This window comes from Rhodoferax sp. GW821-FHT02C08, from assembly GCF_059421805.1.
The window spans coordinates 63,112-81,753 of the sequence record NZ_JBWKVR010000011.1 but is presented as its reverse complement, the minus strand read 5'-3'; the positions used below and the strand labels follow the sequence as shown (position 1 = coordinate 81,753).

Sequence of the window (18,642 nt, the reverse complement as noted above, 5' to 3'; positions counted from 1 at the left end):
ACTAATATTGTCAATGGTCACCATGAATTTAGTCTTCTTATGGCGACAGACTGCGCAGCACCAAGCTGGAAAGTTGGGTCGGTGCGCCTGCGGCGTAATCCAAGCTGTGCTGCAGCAACACCGGATTCAGGTAGGGCCGCAGGACCAATTGGATGGCCATAGCGGTCTCATCCAGCGGCGTTTTGCGCTCGAACTCCTCGCTCTCGCGCCCTTGGCGCAGGATGTCTTGCAGAATGGCTTGGATGCGCCCCTCGAACACGCGCACCGCCTCCCAGTGTTCGCTGGCGGCCGAGGCTGCAATGTCATGCAGCTTGCGGTTTTCAAAGAACAGGCGAAGGCTGGACTCGACCACGGCTTTGAACATACGCCTCAGCTTTTCGGGGGCGCGGTCGGCCCCGTCCACCGCCGCCATGACATCTGCTTCGATCTGCTGCAGGCAATTTGCACAAATCACTTCGCCGATGGCCTGCTTGGATTCAAAGAACTTGTAGATGTAGGCCTTGGAAAACCCGATGGCTTTGGCGAGATCGGAGACTGTCGTCTTCTCGTAGCCATACAGGCGGAAGTGGTCGGTGGCCGCGGTGACGATCTGGTCCCGCACATCGTGATCGACCGGGCCGCGCCCCGTGCTCGCCGCAGTAGTTGCTTTATTCATATCCAACAGCTTAACCCTTGTCGTAAACTTGCACAACCAGTGACCATATTGTAATATAGTCACAATCCAATTATTCAATCCACTTAGCGGAAGATGCCCATGCTAAAACGCACTCTCCTCATGCTGGCCATCGCCAGTCTTTCAGCCGGTTGCGCTGTCGGGCCGGACTATGCCCGACCCGACACGCCCATGCCAGATCGCTACCTGGGTGAAACGGCAGTCGCGCAACGGCATGCCAGCACGACAGCTGACCTGATTGTGTGGTGGGAGGGCTTTGGTGACCCGCAGCTGACTCGCTTTGTCACGCTGGCACTGGAGCAGAATCTGGACCTCGCGCAGGCGTCTACCCGCGTCGCCCAGGTGCGCGCCGGGCTCGGCGCCGCGAATGCCGCGTTGCTGCCTTCCGGCACCATCAGCGCCCAGGGTGCCCGGGCTTACCAATCGGTTGAAACGCCATTGGGGCAGGTCTTGAATGCAAGACCTGGGTTGGACCGTTATGGCAATGCCTATGAGGCCAATCTGGGCCTCGGATGGGAACTGGACCTATTCGGTGGCCTGCGCCGCGAGCGGGAGGCGGCCGTTGCCGAATACCAGGCATCGGAAGCCGGCGCGGCGGCAACACGCCTGGCGGTGGCGGCACAGACCGCCGATGTCTATATAGGCATCCGCGGACTGCAAACCCGCCTCGAGATTGCTCGGAAGCAGGTGCAGACACAGCAAGACCTGCTGTCCACTCTCCAACTGCTCTACAACAAGGGACTGGCCGCCGCGCTTCAAGTGCGCCAGGTCGAAGGCGCTCTGGCCCAGGTACGGGCATCTATACCAGTGCTCGAAGCGGGGTTGGATACCGCGATGAACGCGCTGGATGTAATGCTGGGTAAGTCGCCCGGTACATACCGGGCCGAGCTTGCCAATACAGGCGCTATCCCCAGCGCTCCGCAGATCGCGTCCACCGGCTCGCCGGGCGATCTGCTCCGGCGCCGGCCCGACCTGATCGTGGCCGAACGCCGCCTCGCTGCGTCCAACGCGCGCATCGGCGTGGCGATTGCCGAGTATTACCCCAAGCTCTCGTTGAGTGGACTGATAGGCAGCGCAACATCGGTGTCCAGCGGCAACCTGTTCACTAGCGGAGCAAGCCAGGCCGCCGGTGTGCTGGGCCTGCGCTGGCGCCTGTTCGACTTTGGCCGTATCAACGCGCAGATCGATCTGGCCAAGGGCCGGGAGGCCGAGGCGCTGGCCAGCTATCGGCTGACCATCCTGCATGCGACGGAAGATGTGGAAAACGCGTTTTCAGCCCTGGTAAAACGTGAGGACCAGGCCGGCATATTGGCTGGGGGTGTGGATTCGTTCAGCCGAGCCCGGGGGGTATCGTTTGCGGCGTACCAGAAAGGCGTGGTCAGCATTGTCGAAGTCCTGCAAGCCGACGAGAGCCTGCTGCGTGCCTCCGACATGTGGGCGCAAGCGCAAACCGAATCCGCACGCGCGGCGGTTGCGGCCTTCAAGGCGCTCGGCGGCGGCTGGCGCCCCCAGGAATCCGAGACTGTAGCAACCCGATAGCGCTATACGTGTCGACCAAAAATATATCTGCATGTGAATGATTCATCACACGGCTACAACATGTGGCTCAGACTTCTGAGTTAATTTCCCGGTCGATCCTCTGTAGAAAAAATTGTCTACGTCTTCTCTGTGCTCTATTTCAAATTTGAAAGGCTGCAAATCCTTATGGATACTAGGAGACTGCTGACGACTTTAATTGCACAGAATAACTGTTCTTTGTTATTAACATCGCGGCCATCGCACTGGCTTTTGGGCGTGTACTCGCCCCTTGAGGGAGTTTTTGAAATGGCTTGTCGCTGTGCCGTATGGGTTGTCCATAGTGATGCGAAGGCCAAGCAGATTCTTTCAAGAGTCAGTGCAATGCCTTGGTCCGCACCGATGCACATAGTGCTGAGTGCATAGCGCCCACCTGTGGCATGTAGGCGGTTGATGGCGGTGAGGGCTAGGAGGCGCTTGCATTCAGCGGGTGATCGATTGCAATGGCGCTGCCTCCCCGGTTCTGCTGCTATGTGCACAGAGGGATACCTTGGCGTTTGAGCTGGTGGATTTGGCATCGTTCTTCTTGGGCCAAGTGCGTATAGGCAATGGTGCAACGTTTGAGGCTGGCCGGTCACAACAGTGCATCCTATTCACTCTTGACCCAACCCTCTTTCTTTGCGTTGCACTTCGTGCTTGAATTCGCGTGATGCTGAATTCCTCCAAATACACACATCGACCAGCGGAGCGGAAGCCATTGACTTCCAGGAAGCGTGGGCCGCAGAAGGTGGGGAATCGGTTCTCACCAGTATTGTTTGCATGAAACCGAGTTCGCGCACTGTCTGACGTGAAACTGCACAGACACATTCAGAAAGTACCGGATCTCAATCGAAAATTTTCATTTTCTTTTCTTTTTCTTGATATTAGTTGTACGATGCAACCAGTTAAATCAATGACCTAAATGGGGTGAGTTGGTATGGAGGAACTTCAGCAGCAGAAAGGCTTGCCTGTGAGGCGTGGTCGCATGGCGGGACGCGTTGGATTGGTCACGGGTGGCGGCAGCGGTATTGGTCGTGCCACCGCGATCCGTATGGCGGACGAAGGCGCTGTGGCGGTTGTGATCGCTAATCGTCGTGTACATGAGGGGAGGATGGTGGCTGCCGAGTGCCGTTCTTTAGGCGTGCAATCACTGTTTGTACAAACAGATGTCACGCGGGAGGAAGATGTGGCACGGCTTATCCAAACAACTGTGGAGTGCTTCGGCAGCCTGGACGTGGCGTTCAACAATGCGGGCTTTCAGGAGCGGCGCGCTCCAATTGAGGTGCAAAACAATAGTGTGTACGACAGTGTCTTTAATGCCAATGTGCGCTCGGTATTCTTGTGCTTGAAATACCAAGTTCCGGTTATGGCCGCACAGGGTGCTGGCCGCATCGTCATCAATGCCTCGGTCAGTGGTCTGCGTAATCCTAATCCGGGTCTGTCGTTGTATTCCGCCTCCAAGGCCGCCGTGATCTCCCTGATGCGTTCGGCTGCCATGGAATGTGCGCCGCGCGGTATCCGCATTAACGCAGTGGCACCTGGGCGTGTGGTAACCGAAATGATGCTGGCGTCGGGTATCGCGGACATGTCGACCGTGGCCGCCTCCCTGCCACTGCGGCGCATGGGGAAACCAGAGGAAGTCGCCGAGGCTGTGGTCTGGCTGGCTTCGGATGAGGCTTCGTATGTGGTGGGGCATGTCTTGGCCACGGATGGTGGTTTCACCGCGTCTTGAGCAGTAGCCAGTGTTGACCTTGGGCGCCGCCGCAAATGGCCGAGCTGGAATGAGCTGAACATCGTTAGCGATGGCAGGGAGGGTTCATGTTTTCTGTTTGCAAGCGCGGAGGACACTGCCTTCGTGGCGCTCTCTGACTACGAAAGTCCGAAAACGCTAAAGTTGCAGAGGGACACAAAATCCCCTGGCGTCATCACAAAGCCATTTCGCTCGTCGGGCATTCTCTGCATCCTGGTACTGGCCGGAGCACCGCAGGGGTTTCAGTAACGCCAACATGGGAAAATTGAAAATCTTGAATCCACTATCAAGTCACGATCGCCAGATCGAAGAGGTGATCCGCGTGTTGGTGGACTACCGCGCATGACCGAAGCTCGGGTGTACAAGCATATGCGTGAACGTGTTAACGGCCTACGCGTGATGATGGCCGAGGTGTCTGCAATGCTTCTTGAAACCCATGAAGCTACGGAGAAACTTGGGTATTCAAAGTCAACGCCGCGCAGCAGGCAGCGCTGATTGGTCAACGTATATTTCTTAGGGCAATGCTGAACAAGCGACTGAATTGAAAACTGATGCGCCGATTCGGGGCAGTAAGCTGTCGCGGAGGTTTGCAGCATGTATCTTCATACAAATGAATCGGCCCTCGTAGGGCCTAAGAATTGCATGTGGGCTTGTTCTGGATTCTCTTGTTCTTTATCAGAACATGGTTGTCTATTCAATCAAATTGAATTCGACAGCATAACGAACTATTTCCGAGTTATTTTGAAATCCCATCTTTTGCATTAAACGCGCCTTATGGGTACTTACGGTTTTGTTGCTAATGGCCAACTCTGCTGCTGCTTCATTCACACTGAGGCCGCGTGCCAGTAGTTTGAGAATATGCAACTCCCGTTCGGAAAGTAGCTCATGTGGAGGTCGCTGTGTGTTGCCACTGCCTTCGAATACCATTTTTTCTGCCAACACTGGATCGATGAAGCGTCCGCCTAAGGTAACTTTGCGCATCGCCGCCAGCAAAATATGAGGGTGGCTGTCCTTGGTCAAATAACCGGAGGCGCCTGCTGTTAAGGCTCTGCGGGCAATTTGTGCCTCGTTGTGCATACTCAGTACCAAGATTGGCGGTGCTCCATCTTGCGCGCGAATGCGACTTATCAAATCGGCACCATTGATGCCTGGCATTGTCATGTCAAGCAATACTAAATCCAGTCCCCCCGCACGCACCGCGTCAAGCACTTGCCCGCCGTCTACTGCCTCTGCGACAACGTCCACCTCTCTGCTCAACGCAAATAATTGTTTCAAGCCTTCGCGTACCAAGGTGTGATCATCTGCAATCAATATTTTCATGCTGCTTCATACATTATTTTAGGAATGGGGAAATGCACTTGTATGGCCGTGGCGTGGCCTGGGGCGCTTGATATGCAAAGGTCCCCCCCCAGCATAAGTGCTCGCTCCCGGATGCTGAGTAGGCCAAATGATTTTTCTTTGCGTATGGCCGGATCAAAGCCTTGGCCATTGTCCCGCACCTCAAGTAGGTAGTTGCCTGCATTGCGTTTCAAGGTCACCTTTACTTGGTCGGCTTGAGCATGTCTTCCGATGTTGGTGAGAGATTCTTGCACGATGCGAAAGAGGGCAGTGGCGCTCTTATCGTCTAGATGGATCTCTGTATCGGCGATGTGCAGATTGCATTGCAGTCCCGTTTTTTCGGAGTACTCGCCTACGAGCCACTCTAGCGCAAGTATGATCCCCATATCGAGTGCAGCCGGGCGTAGCGATGTCACCACGTTGCGAACTACTTTGATGGTGGAATCCACCATTGCGATTAAGCGTTGTGTTCTTTCCCGTAACGCGGGGTTATCGCCGCCGAACTGGAGATTTATTACGGAAACACCCATACGCAATGCCAGAAGATATTGCCCCATTTCGTCATGGATTTCGCGCGTCAGGAATTTACGCTCTTCTTCTCTCGCAAACTCGTTGCGGGCCGCTAATTGACGCAACAAACGTTGCGATTCCTCAAGGTGACTTTCCATTCGTTTGCGCTCGGTGATATCGCGGGCGACGACGACGAAACGCGATTCCTGCCCTGAGTATGTTGGTTTGCGAGACACGGAGAGTTCGAACCAGAATGTGCCATGTGCTAGAGATAATTTAAATTGCTTACCTGTTGACCCCCCGTTTTTATAAGCTTCGTTCAATGCTGACATACAAATATCTGCAGCATCAGGTGGAAGTACATCACGCACGGTTTTGCCAATGAGAATTTCTGCGGGTGCTACCAGCAAATCGGTGCGAGGAGAATGAAAATCGTAGTATCGACCATCCAGTCCCAACACGAACAACGGGTCTGGGATTGCATCAAGCGTAGCCAATAATTGGTTTTTGGATCGCTGCACCTGCATGTTGAGCTTTTCCAGCATGCGATGAGAGCGCCGCATGCGCAGAAAAAAATATAAGGTACCGAGGAGTGCGAAGCTGCCGCCACAAAGGGCTGTCCAATGCAGGCGAGAGTAGAGCACACGCTGCCGGAGTTCCGCATCTAGTTCTTTGTTGCGACGCGTCAATTCGTCGACTTCTCGCTGCTTGCTTTCGATTGCGTAGCGCTGAGCAGGGTCCATCATGCGCGTGTCCGTTTTTTCTTTGTCCACTTCGACAGCAGGATCGGATGCTTCAACGGAGCGTTGATAGGTTATTTCCGACGCGCTTGTGGTTGCGATGGAGGCGGCCTGTTTGGTCCGTGTGTAAGCCTGTTTCGTATCAGTCAGCCTGGTAGTGACATTGACCTGCGATTGGTTGTATGCATGCTGGCTGTTTGCTAGGACCGAGCTGGAAACATAAAGGCTAGAGGTCCCAGTCAACGAAAACCACAACACGAGTAAAACATTGCTCCTGCGGCTTCGTCCTAGAGGGTTGGACATTCCTGTAGGAGTTGGGAGGGCAGCATTATGAAAATTATCCATTCTTCAGCATGGCGGAGGGTGGCGAATTGTTTGAAGTGCCTAATGTGGCCCGTATATCGGAGCGATAACAGGGTGAGTTCTTCCCAGAGGACTCGCCGCGCGAGTTGTATATTCTCTGTTTTTGGTGCGTTGCTTTAGCTGTAAAAAATCACACAATTGCGCTCAATCGACTGTAAGGTGGTCAACGTGCATAAAGCGGATGCTAAAAAATGTGCGCCCAGCTCTATGCGGGTCGGTATGCATCGGAATTTTTTAGGACTCGTTAAAAGTTGTTCAACAAGCGGCCATATGATCGTCCAGCGCGCGACACCTATGCGCCGAGATTTCCGATCTTTAACTGGGTTTGGAATCCTTACAATCCATCCAATCTTTGTTTCAAGAAGAAGACGAACTGATCATGACGACGCGGCCTTCTTCTCGCCTGTGGAGTTTGGCTTTCGTTTTTTCCATGCTGGCGCTTGGCATCGGGCTAGTGGCGCTTGCTCTGGTGATATGCGTCTTCTTGTTTTCTCGTTCCACTGGCGGCATGGTCGCGCTGCTCGGGCTTGTAGCCCTACCCGGTTTGAGCATGTGGCTGTTGTATGTTGCAATCGTCCGGTATACGGGGCGCGTTACTGCATATCTGGATGCGCTGTCAACCGAAGGGGGCATTCAGTCGCCGGCTTTGCCGCCGATTCTGGAACTTTGGCGCTTAAGTGACTGGGTTATAGAGCGTCAACGCATGGAAGTAGAGTTGCGGCGTAGCGAACAGGGCTTTCGCACGCTGGTCGAGAATCTGCCTGACCCCATTTTCCGTTACGACAGCGATGGCCGCCGTACCTATGCCAGCCCGGCGGTAGAGCGCATTACCGGCAAGAAGTCGGCTCAATTGGTGGGGTATACCCCCCAAGACGCGCCACTTGCCACCGTGCTGGAGAACGAGAAGTTGCTGCGGGATATCCGCCATGTTCTCGCCACCGGGTTGTCGATTGTGGGCGAAGTGGAATACTGGGCACCGGATGGTCGGCTCATACACTTTCAGAATCATTTTGGCCCGGAGTTTGCCGCTGATGGTTCCGTGGTGGGCGTGCTTTCGATCATGCGCGATGTCACCGAACACCGCAATCTGGAAGACGCACTGGCCGTGCGTGAACGCAGTTTCCGCACACTGGCGGAAAACTCGCCTGATTTCATCTGCCGTTACGACCGGGGCTGTCGCCGCCTGTATATGAATCCGGTAGTCGGCAGAATGACCGATAGGCCGGTCGAAGAGTTAGTCGGCAGTTCACCCGCTGATGGTGCGCTACTGGTTTCCGAGCAAAGCCAGAACCTGATGCAAGCGATCCACCAGGTATTCGACAGCGGCGAGTCCGCATATACCGACCTTGACTATGTCGACCGGGACGGTCGGCACCACGATTACCACATGCTTCTGGTACCCGAGTGGGGTGCAGAGGGGCAGGTGGAATCCGTGCTGACCCTGGCCCGCGATATCACAGCGGTGCGCGATGCCGAGCGCCGGATGTCCCGGTTTTTGTTCAAGATGCCCGGTTTTGCCTATTCCCTGCGCGTCTCGCCCGAAGGCCATTTCAGTATGCCCTTCGCCAGCGCTGGCATTAATGAACTTTATGGACTGCAGCCCGCAGATGTACGGGACGACATAGCATCACTGCTGAAAATGACGAGCCTCGAAGACCTGCACCGGGTTAAGAGCGCCTATGCGGATGCAGCCTACACGATGGCGCCGATCCAGGTGGAGTATCGCGTGCGGCGCCCTGGTTGGCCGGAGCGCTGGCTGGAGACGCGCTGCACCCCCGAGCGCGAAGCCAACGGTGGTCTCCTTTGGCATGGCATTGCGCTGGAAATTACCGAGCGCAAGCGCATGGAACAGGTGCTCGCTATACGCGAGCGGGAATTCCGTACCCTGGCCGAGAACCTGCCTGACCACATTGTTCGCTACGACCACCAACTACGCGTGCAGTACGCCAATCCGGCAATGGCATCGGGTGTTGCCGCGGACCTCCTACCGGCACGGGGCAACACGGTTTGTGACGTCGGCGAGACGGCTGCATACCGGAGCCTGCTTGAATGTGTCATGGCCACGGGCGAGCCTGCCGAGTTGGAGCTTCCAGTTTCGCACCCCAACGGCGAAATCCGTGTTCACCATGTCCGCATGGTCGCTGAGTACGACGATGATCAGATCGTCGGCGTGCTGACCATTGGGCGTGATGTGAGTGAACGCGCGAAGGCCGAGCAAACCATCCGTAATCTGAGCGCCGATTGGAAGGCCACCTTGCAGGCCCTTCCTGATTTGCTGTTTGAAACGGATATAAACGGCACCTACCTTCAGGTATGGGCGCACACCCCTGAGTTATTGGCGCAGCGCAAAGAACTTTTGCTTGGGCGCACTTGCGCCGAAGTTCTGGCTCCTGATGCGACAGCGGTCGTCATGGCGGCTCTGCGCGAAGCGCATGAGACCGGTACGTCTTATGGTCAGGTCATGCGCCTAGCACTTCCTGATGGCGAGCACTGGTTTGAATTGTCCATTTCCAGGAAAGCCCACCCCCAAGCGGATAGTCCTCGTTTCATCCTGCTTTCGCGAGATATTAGCGAACGCAAGAATACCGAACGTGCTCTTGAGGAAGCCCGCAACCGTTTGCTCGGTGTGCTTCAGAGTATTCCCGACCTCGTCTGGCTGAAGGATGTGGAAGGGCGGTATCTTGTGTGTAACCATGCATTCGAGCGTTTTTTTGGTGCACCAGAGGCGGACATTATTGGTAAGACCGATTATGAATTCGTTGATTCCACGTTAGCCGACTTCTTCCGCAGTAAGGATAGGGCGGCAATGGAAGCGGGTTGTGTTTGCTTGAACGAAGAATGGGTCACCATGGCAGACGATGGTCGTCGGGCACTACTCGAAACTCGCAAGGTGCCTTTGTACGCATCCAATGGTGAGGCCGTTGGCGTGTTGGGTATCGGGCGGGATGTCACCGAACGTAAGCGCCTTGAGTCCGAGCTGGTCCGTCGGGAAAGTGAGTTTCGCTCCCTGGTCGAAAACTCTCCCGACGTCATCGTCCGCTACGATGTAGAAGGTCGTCGCATCTACTGCAATCCGTCCTATTCGGGTGTATCGGGCGTGCCCAGTGCAGAACTCCTGGGCAAGACCATGGCCGAATACTTCCCCTTTCCAGTGGATGTTGCCAGCACCTACAGCGACTTGGTCCGGCGGGTGATTGACAGCGCACAAGTCGGCGAATTGGAACTGAACTGGCGTCAAGAGGACGTTCCTGTCTGTTTTCATATCCGTGTCAATCCTGAATTCGACACCACTGGACGGGTGATGAGCGTACTTGCGGTCGGGCGCAATGTTTCCACTCTTAAGCAAGCCGAGGAGCGTTTGCGCAAGTCTCACGATATCCTGCGCGCGTTGGCGGCGCACCAGGAAACGGAGCATGAAAAAGAACGTCAGGACCTAGCCCACCAAATTCACGAAGATTTGGCCCAGAATCTCTCGGCGCTACGCATGAACCTTGCATTGTTTGAGATGAGTGGTGACGTCAGCCTGTTATCCGCGATGCGTGGAATCGCGAATAGCAGCATTGCCCGCATTCGGGATATTGTTTCAATGCTGCGCCCTACCGTGCTTGATTTGGGGCTGATCCCTGCGCTGCGCTGGCTGAGCGATGATTTCAAGGGCATTGGGCTGCAGTTCGAGCTGGATCTGCAGGAGGATATTCAGCTGTGCGGAGAGGTATCCGTCTTCTTGTTTCGTGCTGCGCAGGCAGTCCTGATTAACGTGGTTCTGCATGCTGTCGCGACGCGGGTCCATATGTTGTTCCAAGCTAGCTCTGATCTCTGCTGCCTGACAATCCGAGACAATGGCTGCGGCTTCGACACAAGTGCACCGCGCTCTGAAAAAGCTTTTGGCCTGATAGGTTTATCCGAGCAGGCGCGTCATTTGGGCGGAGAACTCTCGATTGACTCCGCACCCAGCATGGGCACCGTGGTGAAGATCTGTGTTCCGTGTCGGGCGTAAAGTCCACAGCATGACGGGATGATCCTGCTAATCGCTGCTGATGGGGAGCCGGCAGGTCTGATTCGAAGGTTTCCTTGGTGATGTAAGCCCATCATTTGGAATGCCCTGATATTTCCTAAGCATTTCCTTACACTCAAATCAAGAGTGCCTGATAGCGCATTCTTTTGAGTTCGTTCATCCTCCGCATTTGGGGGTTGTCCGACAGCCCCACTAAACGACCACGTAAGGTAACGGGGACTGGACGAGCATGCGAATGAAGGTAAGTGGGCGTGGTTATTACAAGGCGATGCTGCCCTGTTTTTTGTGTGGTGCTGTAGGTGTAATCGCCCCTTGGGCACCTGCCGGCATCTCGCCGCTGGTTCTGACGGCTGGCGTAGCCGTGGTCACGGTTGTTTCGGCTTGGTGGGCGGTCCGGCTAAGCAAAGCGGTGAATCGGTACCAGCAGACAAAGATTCGGGCCCAGTCTATTGATGGCTTGAAGCAGCTGTGCATGGAAGTCCTGCCCATCTGGTCGAGCCAGATCGAGATGGCGCGTGACCAGACCGAGCAAGGCATCAATGATTTGGCAACCCGCTTTGCGAACCTGTCCCAGCGCCTCGAAGCCGCGGTATGCGCATCACACGTCAGCGCGGATGGTGACGGTGCAACCAAAAGCATCGTGACACTTTTGATCGCCAGTCAGACCGAACTCAACTCCATCGTCGCCTCACTTCGCCTCAGTCTCAAGGAAAAAGACGAGCTTCTACACGAGGTGCAAGGACTTTCCCGCTTTACCGAAGCGCTCCAGCAAATGGCGAAAGACGTAGGCGCCATCGCCCAGCAGACCAATTTATTGGCTATCAATGCCGCCATTGAGGCGGCGCGTGCTGGCGCAGTGGGGCGTGGTTTTGCCGTGGTCGCCACGGAGGTGCGCATGCTGTCCCAGCAGTCAGGCGAAACTGGAAAGCGGATCGCTGACACCGTTGAAACAGTCAATAAGGCGATAGCTAACACGCTCAAGATATCCAACCAATACGCTGAGCAGGATGCGCAGATGGTGTCCCATTCGGAAGGGGTGATCGAGCGGGTACTGGGGCAGTTTCGTGGCACGGCGACCGACCTGGACGAATCTGCCCAGGTATTGCGCCAGGAGAGTCAACTCATCCAGGGTGAGATCAGCGAAGTGCTGGTGGCGCTCCAGTTCCAGGACCGTGTCAGCCAGATGCTCAGCCATGTCCGGAACGACCAGGACAAGCTGAGCGTCGCGCTGGACGAGAGCGCAAAAAATCTCGCCGTAGGCGTCATCCCGCAGCCCGTGGATTCCGTCGCCTGGCTGGAAGCGCTCGCCAGTACGTACACCACGCAGGAGCAGTATGCGGCGCACAGTGGCGGTAGCGGACAGGCTCCAGCAAGTTCAACCGAAATTACTTTTTTCTAGGAGATAGATGTGGCCAAGACCATTTTGATTGTGGATGACTCCGCCTCTTTGCGGCAAGTTGTCAGTATTGCCCTCAAGGGGGCTGGCTACGATGTCATTGAAGGCTGTGATGGCCGTGATGCCCTGGGCAAACTCAAGGGTCAGAAAGTTCACCTCATCATCAGTGACGTCAACATGCCCAATATGGACGGCATTACCTTTGTCACCGAAGTCAAGAAGTTGCCTGCCTACAAATTTACACCCATCATCATGTTGACCACCGAAGCGGGTGAAGCTAAAAAAATGGCAGGCCAGGCTGCAGGAGCAAGGGCATGGGTGGTCAAACCCTTTCAGCCCGCGCAAATGCTGGCCGCAGTCGCGAAACTGATCTTGCCCTGAGCGGCATGCAGCCATCCCATCCTGAGGAGCTCTGCATGGAAGTGACCGTGGAACTTGCCGCGGACGGCCTATCCCGCATCACCATAGTCGGTGAGATGACGATCTACAACGCTATGGAGTTGAAAGACAAGCTCCTGCTCTCGTTGGCACAGTGCGAGACCGTAGAGATGAACTTGGTTGGCGTCAGCGAAATCGACTCCGCTGGCTTGCAGCTGCTGCTCATGCTCAAGACCGAAGCGGCGGTGCGCAATAAGACCCTGAGTATTACCAGTCATAGCCCGGCGGTACTGGATGTATTGGACCTCTGCGAGCTTGAAGGCTTTTTTGGCGACAACGTTCTGGTCTATCCACAGAAATAACAACATGAATTTCGACGACGCATTACAGACCTTTATCGCCGAATGCCGTGACCTGCTGGAGCATATGGAAGAGGCGTTGTTGTGCATTGAGCAAACCCCGGACGATGCCGACACCATTAACGCTATTTTTCGTGCAGCACATACCATTAAAGGCTCGGCTGGTTTGTTTGGGTTGGACGGCATCGTCGCCTTTACCCATGTGGCCGAGAGCGTGCTCGATAGGGTGCGTAGCAATGAACTGCTGGTAAGCCCGGAACTGGTGGCGTTGCTGCTCCAAAGTGGCGACCATATGAGTGCACTGGTGGACAACATCGCTATGGGCGGCGAGCTTGCTGGGCCAGTCGCTGAGCAAGGTCTGTCCTTGATTGAACAGCTGGGTTCGTATTTAGATGACGAGCTTGCGGTGGATGTAACTCCTGCCGCCGCTGTGCCTGCTGAATACGTGCTGCCATATACCGCCCAGGGAGGAGGCGAGGTGGAAACCGACCATTGGCACCTGTCGCTGCGCTTTGGACGGGATGTGCTGAAGAACGGTATGGACCCGCTGTCCTTCATCCGTTACCTTGGAACACTGGGGGAAATTGTTCATATCGTCACGTTGACAAGTGGGATTCCACCCGCTGTCGAGATGGACCCTGAAAGCTGTTATCTTGGATTCGAGATTGGCTTCAAGAGCCAGGTCGACAAGGCGGCCATCGAAGGCGTGTTTGAGTTTGTGCGTGAAGATTGCCGCATCCGTATCCTTCCACCACACAGCAAGATTACAGAGTACTCAAACCTGATCTTTGAGCTGCCACAGGAGCAAGACATCCTGCTCGGCGATATGTTGGTACGCTGCGGCACATTGACGCAGAATGAGTTGGATACCGCACTACGCATACAAAAGGCCCAGGGCCAAATGCCGGGCCAAACCCAGCGCCCGATTGGCGAAGTGCTGATAGGCGAACACATGGTGCAGCCACCGGTAGTAGACGCCGCGCTGGAAAAACAAAAACAGCGTAAAAACAGCAAGGTCGCCGAAGCCAACCTTATCCGGGTGGATGCAGACAAGCTTGACGCCCTGATCAATCTCGTAGGTGAACTCATCATTGCCGGAGCCGGTGCCAGCCTCGCGGCTCAACGTGCAGGGTTTCCTGACTTGCTGGAAGCTACAGCCACTCTTTCCAGGTTGGTGGAAGAGGTGCGTGACTCCGCGCTCAATTTGCGTATGGTGCAGATTGGCGCTACCTTCAGCCGATTTCAGCGCGTGGTTCGTGATGTCGGAAAAGAGCTGGGTAAGGACATTGAACTGGTCATCAGTGGAGCCGATACCGAGCTCGACAAAACCGTGGTCGAGCGCATTGGCGATCCGCTCACCCATCTGGTGCGCAACTCGATGGACCACGGTATTGAATCGGCCGAGGTCCGCCTGGCGCGCGGTAAATCACCCAAGGGCATGCTCAAACTCAATGCATACCACGATGCAGGCAGCATAGTGATCGAAGTCGCAGATGATGGCGGTGGCCTGAACAAGGAGCGAATTCTTAAGAAGGCCCTGGAACGCGAGCTGATCACCGAAGGTCAAAATCTGAGTGATAAAGAAATACACAACCTTATTTTCGAGGCTGGTTTCTCCACCGCCGATACGGTTAGCAACTTGTCCGGACGCGGTGTCGGCATGGACGTGGTGCGCCGCAATATCACCGATTTGCGCGGCACGATAGAGCTGGACAGCACCGAAGGTCAAGGCAGCACGGTACGCATCCGCCTACCACTCACCCTGGCCATCATTGACGGCTTTCTGGTGGGGGTGGGTAATGCTGCTTATGTCATTCCGCTAGACATGGTGGTCGAATGCATCGAGCTCAGTGACGTAGAGCGCGACAGCGGCGAAAAGCGCTACCTCAATCTGCGCGGTGAAGTGCTGCCCTACTGCCGCCTGCGCGAGCACTTTGAGGTGGTGGGCGAGCCCGTACGCCGTGAGAGCATCGTGATCGTGCGCTACGGAGACCACAAAGTTGGGCTGGTGGTGGACAAGCTCATGGGCGAATACCAGACCGTCATCAAACCATTGGGTAAGGTGCTGCAACAGATCCGGGGTATCGGTGGCTTCACTATTCTGGGTAGCGGCGAAGTGGCCTTGATTCTGGACGTGCCCGGTTTGATGCGCCAGGTGGTGACCAGTGAGGAGCCAGCAGAAGAGCGGGGACGTGTGCTGGCCTTGAATCGCTAATTGCTATCAAATTAATAGCTTCTTCCGCCTATATCTATTGCGCTGCATGCATTAGGCGTGAATAAAAATTTCAAAAGGCAATTAAATGAAACTTACCGTTGCAAAAAAAATGATTCTGTTGGCCGGCTCTGCGCTGCTTGGCATTGCGGTGCTAACTGGTCTAGGTCAGCAGCAGGTTGACAAGGTGTATGAGGCTGCCAATTACGCCAACGCCAATACAGTGCCGAGCCTGGTCATTTTGGACGACTTACGCCGGAATGTTTTGCGCACCCGCCTGATGGTAGCCCGACATGTTCTGAATACCGACGATGAGAAGATGGTTGAGCTTGAGGCCAGCCTCAAAAAGAATATCGAAGGTGTTCACGATGATATCAAGAGGTATGAGAAGGATGGTTGCTTGGGAGGGTCGTGTATTTGCGACGATAAGGACAAGGAGCTGCTGCGCCAGGTGAGCAGCTTGTTTGCGGAATACGAGTCCCATATTGAACCTATCCTGGTGGAGTCCCGCAAAGGAGAGGCCGGCCTGGCAAAGGCTCGTGCCCTCATAGACAAAAGTCGTCCCGTTGCCGATAAGTTGGGTGCGGTCATCGACGATCAGTTCCAATACAACGTGGATCTGGGAAAGAAGGGTTCCGATGAGGCAGCGGCTACCAAGGCCCATGCGCTCAATCTCGCGCTATTAGTTTCTGCCCTCACGTTGGCTGCGGTCGGCATCATCGGGTTCGCGGTCACACGAGCCTTACTGCGCCAGTTGGGTGGTGAGCCGGATGCGGTGACAGCCATTGCCAACCAGATTGCTGCAGGCGATCTGAGCGCTAAGGTCGAACTCCAGGCCGGTGACCGCGGCAGCTTGATGGCGGCGATGAAGAACATGTCGGACACGCTGCAAGGCTTGATCGCACAGATGAACCATATGTCTGCCGAACACGACAAGGGCGACATTGATGTGGCAATGGACGGCGCCAAGTTTGGTGGCTCTTTCAAGGTCATGGCCGAAGGCGTGAACACCATGGTCTTCGGCCACGTTGCGGTCAAGAAGAAAGCCATGGCTTGCATCCAGGAATTCGGTGTAGGCAATTTTGATGCACCGATGGAGAAGCTGCCTGGCAAGAAGGCATTCATCAACGACACCATTGAGCAGATACGCGGCAATCTTAAGGGACTGATTGCCGAGATGAACCATATGTCTACCGAACACGACAAGGGCGACATTGATGTCAAGATCGACGAGGGCAAGTTCAAGAATGACTTTGCATTGATGGCCAAGGGTGTCAATACCATGGTATTTGGACACATTGAAGTGAAGAAAAAGGCCATGGCCTGCGTCAAGGCGTTTGGTGAAGGTAACCTTGATGCTCCCATGGAGACGTTGCCTGGCAAGAAAGTGTTCATCAATCACACCATCGAGCAGTTGCGCGGCAACCTCAAGGGCATTGTTGGTGAAATTCAGAACATGGTTGCCTCGGCCAACATGGGAGACTTCAGTACCAAGATGCTCTTGGAAGGCAAGGCGGGCTTTACAAAGGAACTCTCCGAACTGCTCAACCAGCTCTCCGACACGGTTGACACCGCGTTCAAAGATACCATCCAGGTGGCGCAGGCGTTGGAGCATGGTGACCTGACGCAGGTCGTGACCCGCGACTACGAAGGTGCTTTCGATCAGGTTAAGCAAGCCCTCAACAACACGGTGGCCAAGCTCTCCCAAGTTATCGGTGAAGTCAACGCAGCAGCTAGCAGCATTGCTTCGGCCAGCGAACAAGTCTCAACCACGGCGCAGAGCATGAGCCAGGCCACCAGTGAACAAGCAGCGAGTGTGGAGGAAACCAGTTCTTCCATCGAACAGATGAGCGCCAGCATCAACCAAAACACCGACAACGCCAAGGTCACAGACGGCATGGCTTCGCAAGCGGCCAAACAGGCGGTGGAGGGTGGAGCCGCCGTGAAAGACACCGTGGCAGCGATGAAGAGCATCGCGGGCAAGATCGGCATCATCGATGACATCGCCTACCAGACCAACCTCTTGGCACTGAATGCCGCAATCGAGGCGGCACGTGCGGGTGAACATGGCAAAGGCTTTGCTGTGGTGGCCGCCGAAGTACGCAAGCTGGCCGAGCGCAGCCAGGTGGCGGCGCAGGAAATCAGCGAATTGGCTAGCGGCAGCGTGGACAAGGCTGAGAGCGCTGGCAAGCTGCTCGACGCCATCGTGCCCGCGATTGGCAAGACATCCGAGCTGGTGCAGGAGATAGCCGCGGCATCCAGCGAGCAATCCACGGGCGTGGGCCAGATCAACGCCGCCATGGAACAACTCAACCAGATCACCCAGCAGAACGCCAGCAGCAGTGAAGAGCTGGCGGCCACAGCGGAAGAGATGAGCGGTCAGGCGGCACAGCTGCAGGAAGCGATGGGCTTCTTCAAGGTGGAGGGTGGCCAGATGAAGGCTGTGACCACACCCAGAGCAGCCATTGCGTCCAGAGCGCCTTCAGTCCGTCTGAGCAGCAAAGCTACTGCAACCAAGAATGCAGCGGTCAACGAAGCCAGCTTCGTGCATTTTTGAGTAACAGCGCGCGGTGGCCACTTGCATGGGCAAGACCGGAGCTGCACTGTTGATTGTCAGCAGGGTGGCTTCCAAGATTGCAGAAGCCAACGAAGCTAGCTTCGTCCGCTTCTAAGGAGATTGACATGAGTGCCATGATCTCAGCACAACAAAAAACGTCTGCAGTGCTGAGCGCCACCATCGGGCACAGCCAGCTCGACCAGTACCAGTACCTGACCTTCATGCTCGGTGGCGAGACCTACGCCATGGGCATCCTGGCCATCAAGGAAATCATCGAGTTCGGCAGTGTCACCGAAGTGCCGCGCATGCCCAGCTTCATCCGCGGGGTCATCAACTTGCGTGGTGCGGTGGTGCCGGTGATTGATCTCAGCGCACGCTTTGGCAAAGGCACCACTACCGTCACGCGGCGCACCTGCATCGTGATCGTGGAAGTGGCCGGCGGCAATGGCGCCCAGCACGACACCCAGGTGGTGGGCGTGATGGTAGACGCAGTCAATGCCGTGCTGGAGATACCGGCTGCCGAGATTGAGCCCCCGCCATCCTTTGGAACCCATCTCCGTGCGGATTTTATGACCGGGATGGGCAAGGTGAACGGCAAGTTCGTGATCATCCTCAACATCCACCATGTGCTGTCGGTGGATGAGATGGCCGCGCTGGCCGGAGTGGGGCACGGCGGCGTGGCAAACATTTGAATGGCAATTTTCTGCACCACAAAATGGCATTGCACCGCCGAAGAGATGAGTAACCAGGCGGCGCAACTGCAGGAGGTGATGGGCTTCTTCAGAGTTGGGGCAACG

The 18,642-nt window shown here is 55.6% G+C and carries 13 protein-coding genes and 1 pseudogene; 10 read left to right on the top strand and 4 right to left on the bottom strand.

All coding sequences use genetic code 11. The features are described 5' to 3' along the window. Window positions 1-37: 37 nt before the first annotated feature. Complete coding sequence (locus AC07VY_RS14955) at window positions 38-655, bottom strand: TetR/AcrR family transcriptional regulator (protein WP_310372618.1); 618 nt, start codon at window positions 653-655, stop codon at window positions 38-40. A 99-nt stretch (window positions 656-754) separates the two neighbouring features. Between AC07VY_RS14955 and AC07VY_RS14950 the strand changes: the two genes are divergently transcribed. Then, on the top strand, window positions 755-2,212 hold the full coding sequence (locus tag AC07VY_RS14950; RefSeq protein WP_495097808.1) for an efflux transporter outer membrane subunit: 1,458 nt from the start codon (window positions 755-757) through the stop codon (window positions 2,210-2,212). A gap of 338 nt (window positions 2,213-2,550) precedes the next feature. Here the strand turns inward: AC07VY_RS14950 and AC07VY_RS14945 are convergent. Then, window positions 2,551-2,711: pseudogene (locus AC07VY_RS14945) on the bottom strand (3-oxoadipyl-CoA thiolase); the annotation flags it as partial. Between the two features lie 501 nt (window positions 2,712-3,212). Here AC07VY_RS14945 and AC07VY_RS14940 point away from each other — a divergent pair. After that, window positions 3,213-3,959, top strand: coding sequence for an SDR family NAD(P)-dependent oxidoreductase (locus AC07VY_RS14940; RefSeq protein WP_495097807.1), 747 nt, complete (start codon window positions 3,213-3,215; stop codon window positions 3,957-3,959). A gap of 54 nt (window positions 3,960-4,013) precedes the next feature. Further along, window positions 4,014-4,226: a hypothetical protein gene (locus AC07VY_RS14935; protein WP_495097898.1), complete on the top strand. Its 213-nt coding sequence runs from the start codon at window positions 4,014-4,016 to the stop codon at window positions 4,224-4,226. A gap of 441 nt (window positions 4,227-4,667) precedes the next feature. Here AC07VY_RS14935 and AC07VY_RS14930 read toward each other — a convergent pair whose 3' ends face one another. Together AC07VY_RS14930 and AC07VY_RS14925 are read right to left on the bottom strand one after the other, a co-directional pair. Next, complete coding sequence (locus AC07VY_RS14930; protein WP_495097806.1) at window positions 4,668-5,297, bottom strand: response regulator; 630 nt, start codon at window positions 5,295-5,297, stop codon at window positions 4,668-4,670. Continuing rightward, window positions 5,294-6,868, bottom strand: a complete 1,575-nt coding sequence (locus AC07VY_RS14925) for a PAS domain-containing sensor histidine kinase (protein WP_495097805.1) — start codon at window positions 6,866-6,868, stop codon at window positions 5,294-5,296. The genes AC07VY_RS14930 and AC07VY_RS14925 overlap by 4 nt, the downstream gene beginning before the upstream one ends. Before the next feature lie 412 nt (window positions 6,869-7,280). On the opposite strand from AC07VY_RS14925, the gene AC07VY_RS14920 reads away from it, so the two are divergent. The 7 genes from AC07VY_RS14920 to AC07VY_RS14890 all read left to right on the top strand — a co-directional run bounded on the left by AC07VY_RS14920 (window position 7,281) and on the right by AC07VY_RS14890 (window position 18,537). Next, a complete protein-coding gene (locus tag AC07VY_RS14920) occupies window positions 7,281-10,925 on the top strand; it encodes a PAS domain-containing protein (RefSeq protein ID WP_495097804.1) in 3,645 nt (1,214 codons plus the stop codon). A gap of 247 nt (window positions 10,926-11,172) precedes the next feature. Beyond that, window positions 11,173-12,342 (top strand): methyl-accepting chemotaxis protein, encoded by a 1,170-nt coding sequence (locus tag AC07VY_RS14915; protein ID WP_495097803.1) that lies wholly within the window; start codon window positions 11,173-11,175, stop codon window positions 12,340-12,342. 9 nt (window positions 12,343-12,351) lie between these two features. Further along, entirely contained in the window at window positions 12,352-12,720 is a 369-nt protein-coding gene (locus AC07VY_RS14910) for a response regulator (protein WP_495097802.1), read from the top strand. Between the two features lie 35 nt (window positions 12,721-12,755). Then, window positions 12,756-13,079, top strand: coding sequence for an STAS domain-containing protein (locus AC07VY_RS14905; protein WP_495097801.1), 324 nt, complete (start codon window positions 12,756-12,758; stop codon window positions 13,077-13,079). 4 nt (window positions 13,080-13,083) lie between these two features. Further along, a complete protein-coding gene (locus tag AC07VY_RS14900; protein ID WP_495097800.1) occupies window positions 13,084-15,291 on the top strand; it encodes a chemotaxis protein CheA in 2,208 nt (735 codons plus the stop codon). 85 nt (window positions 15,292-15,376) lie between these two features. Then, window positions 15,377-17,845, top strand: a complete 2,469-nt coding sequence (locus AC07VY_RS14895) for a methyl-accepting chemotaxis protein (protein ID WP_495097799.1) — start codon at window positions 15,377-15,379, stop codon at window positions 17,843-17,845. A 125-nt stretch (window positions 17,846-17,970) separates the two neighbouring features. Further along, window positions 17,971-18,537 carry a chemotaxis protein CheW gene (locus AC07VY_RS14890; RefSeq protein WP_495097798.1) on the top strand — a complete coding sequence of 189 codons (567 nt, stop codon included), beginning with the start codon at window positions 17,971-17,973 and terminating at the stop codon, window positions 18,535-18,537. Window positions 18,538-18,642: the final 105 nt, after the last annotated feature.

Coding starts and splice junctions, on each gene's coding strand:
- AC07VY_RS14955 (WP_310372618.1), bottom strand. CDS start 655: ATGAATAAAGCAACTACTGCGGCGAGCACGGGGCGCGGCCCGGTCGAT.
- AC07VY_RS14950 (WP_495097808.1), top strand. CDS start 755: ATGCTAAAACGCACTCTCCTCATGCTGGCCATCGCCAGTCTTTCAGCC.
- AC07VY_RS14940 (WP_495097807.1), top strand. CDS start 3,213: ATGGCGGGACGCGTTGGATTGGTCACGGGTGGCGGCAGCGGTATTGGT.
- AC07VY_RS14930 (WP_495097806.1), bottom strand. CDS start 5,297: ATGAAAATATTGATTGCAGATGATCACACCTTGGTACGCGAAGGCTTG.
- AC07VY_RS14925 (WP_495097805.1), bottom strand. CDS start 6,868: ATGTCCAACCCTCTAGGACGAAGCCGCAGGAGCAATGTTTTACTCGTG.
- AC07VY_RS14915 (WP_495097803.1), top strand. CDS start 11,173: ATGCGAATGAAGGTAAGTGGGCGTGGTTATTACAAGGCGATGCTGCCC.
- AC07VY_RS14905 (WP_495097801.1), top strand. CDS start 12,756: ATGGAAGTGACCGTGGAACTTGCCGCGGACGGCCTATCCCGCATCACC.
- AC07VY_RS14900 (WP_495097800.1), top strand. CDS start 13,084: ATGAATTTCGACGACGCATTACAGACCTTTATCGCCGAATGCCGTGAC.
- AC07VY_RS14895 (WP_495097799.1), top strand. CDS start 15,377: ATGAAACTTACCGTTGCAAAAAAAATGATTCTGTTGGCCGGCTCTGCG.
- AC07VY_RS14890 (WP_495097798.1), top strand. CDS start 17,971: ATGAGTGCCATGATCTCAGCACAACAAAAAACGTCTGCAGTGCTGAGC.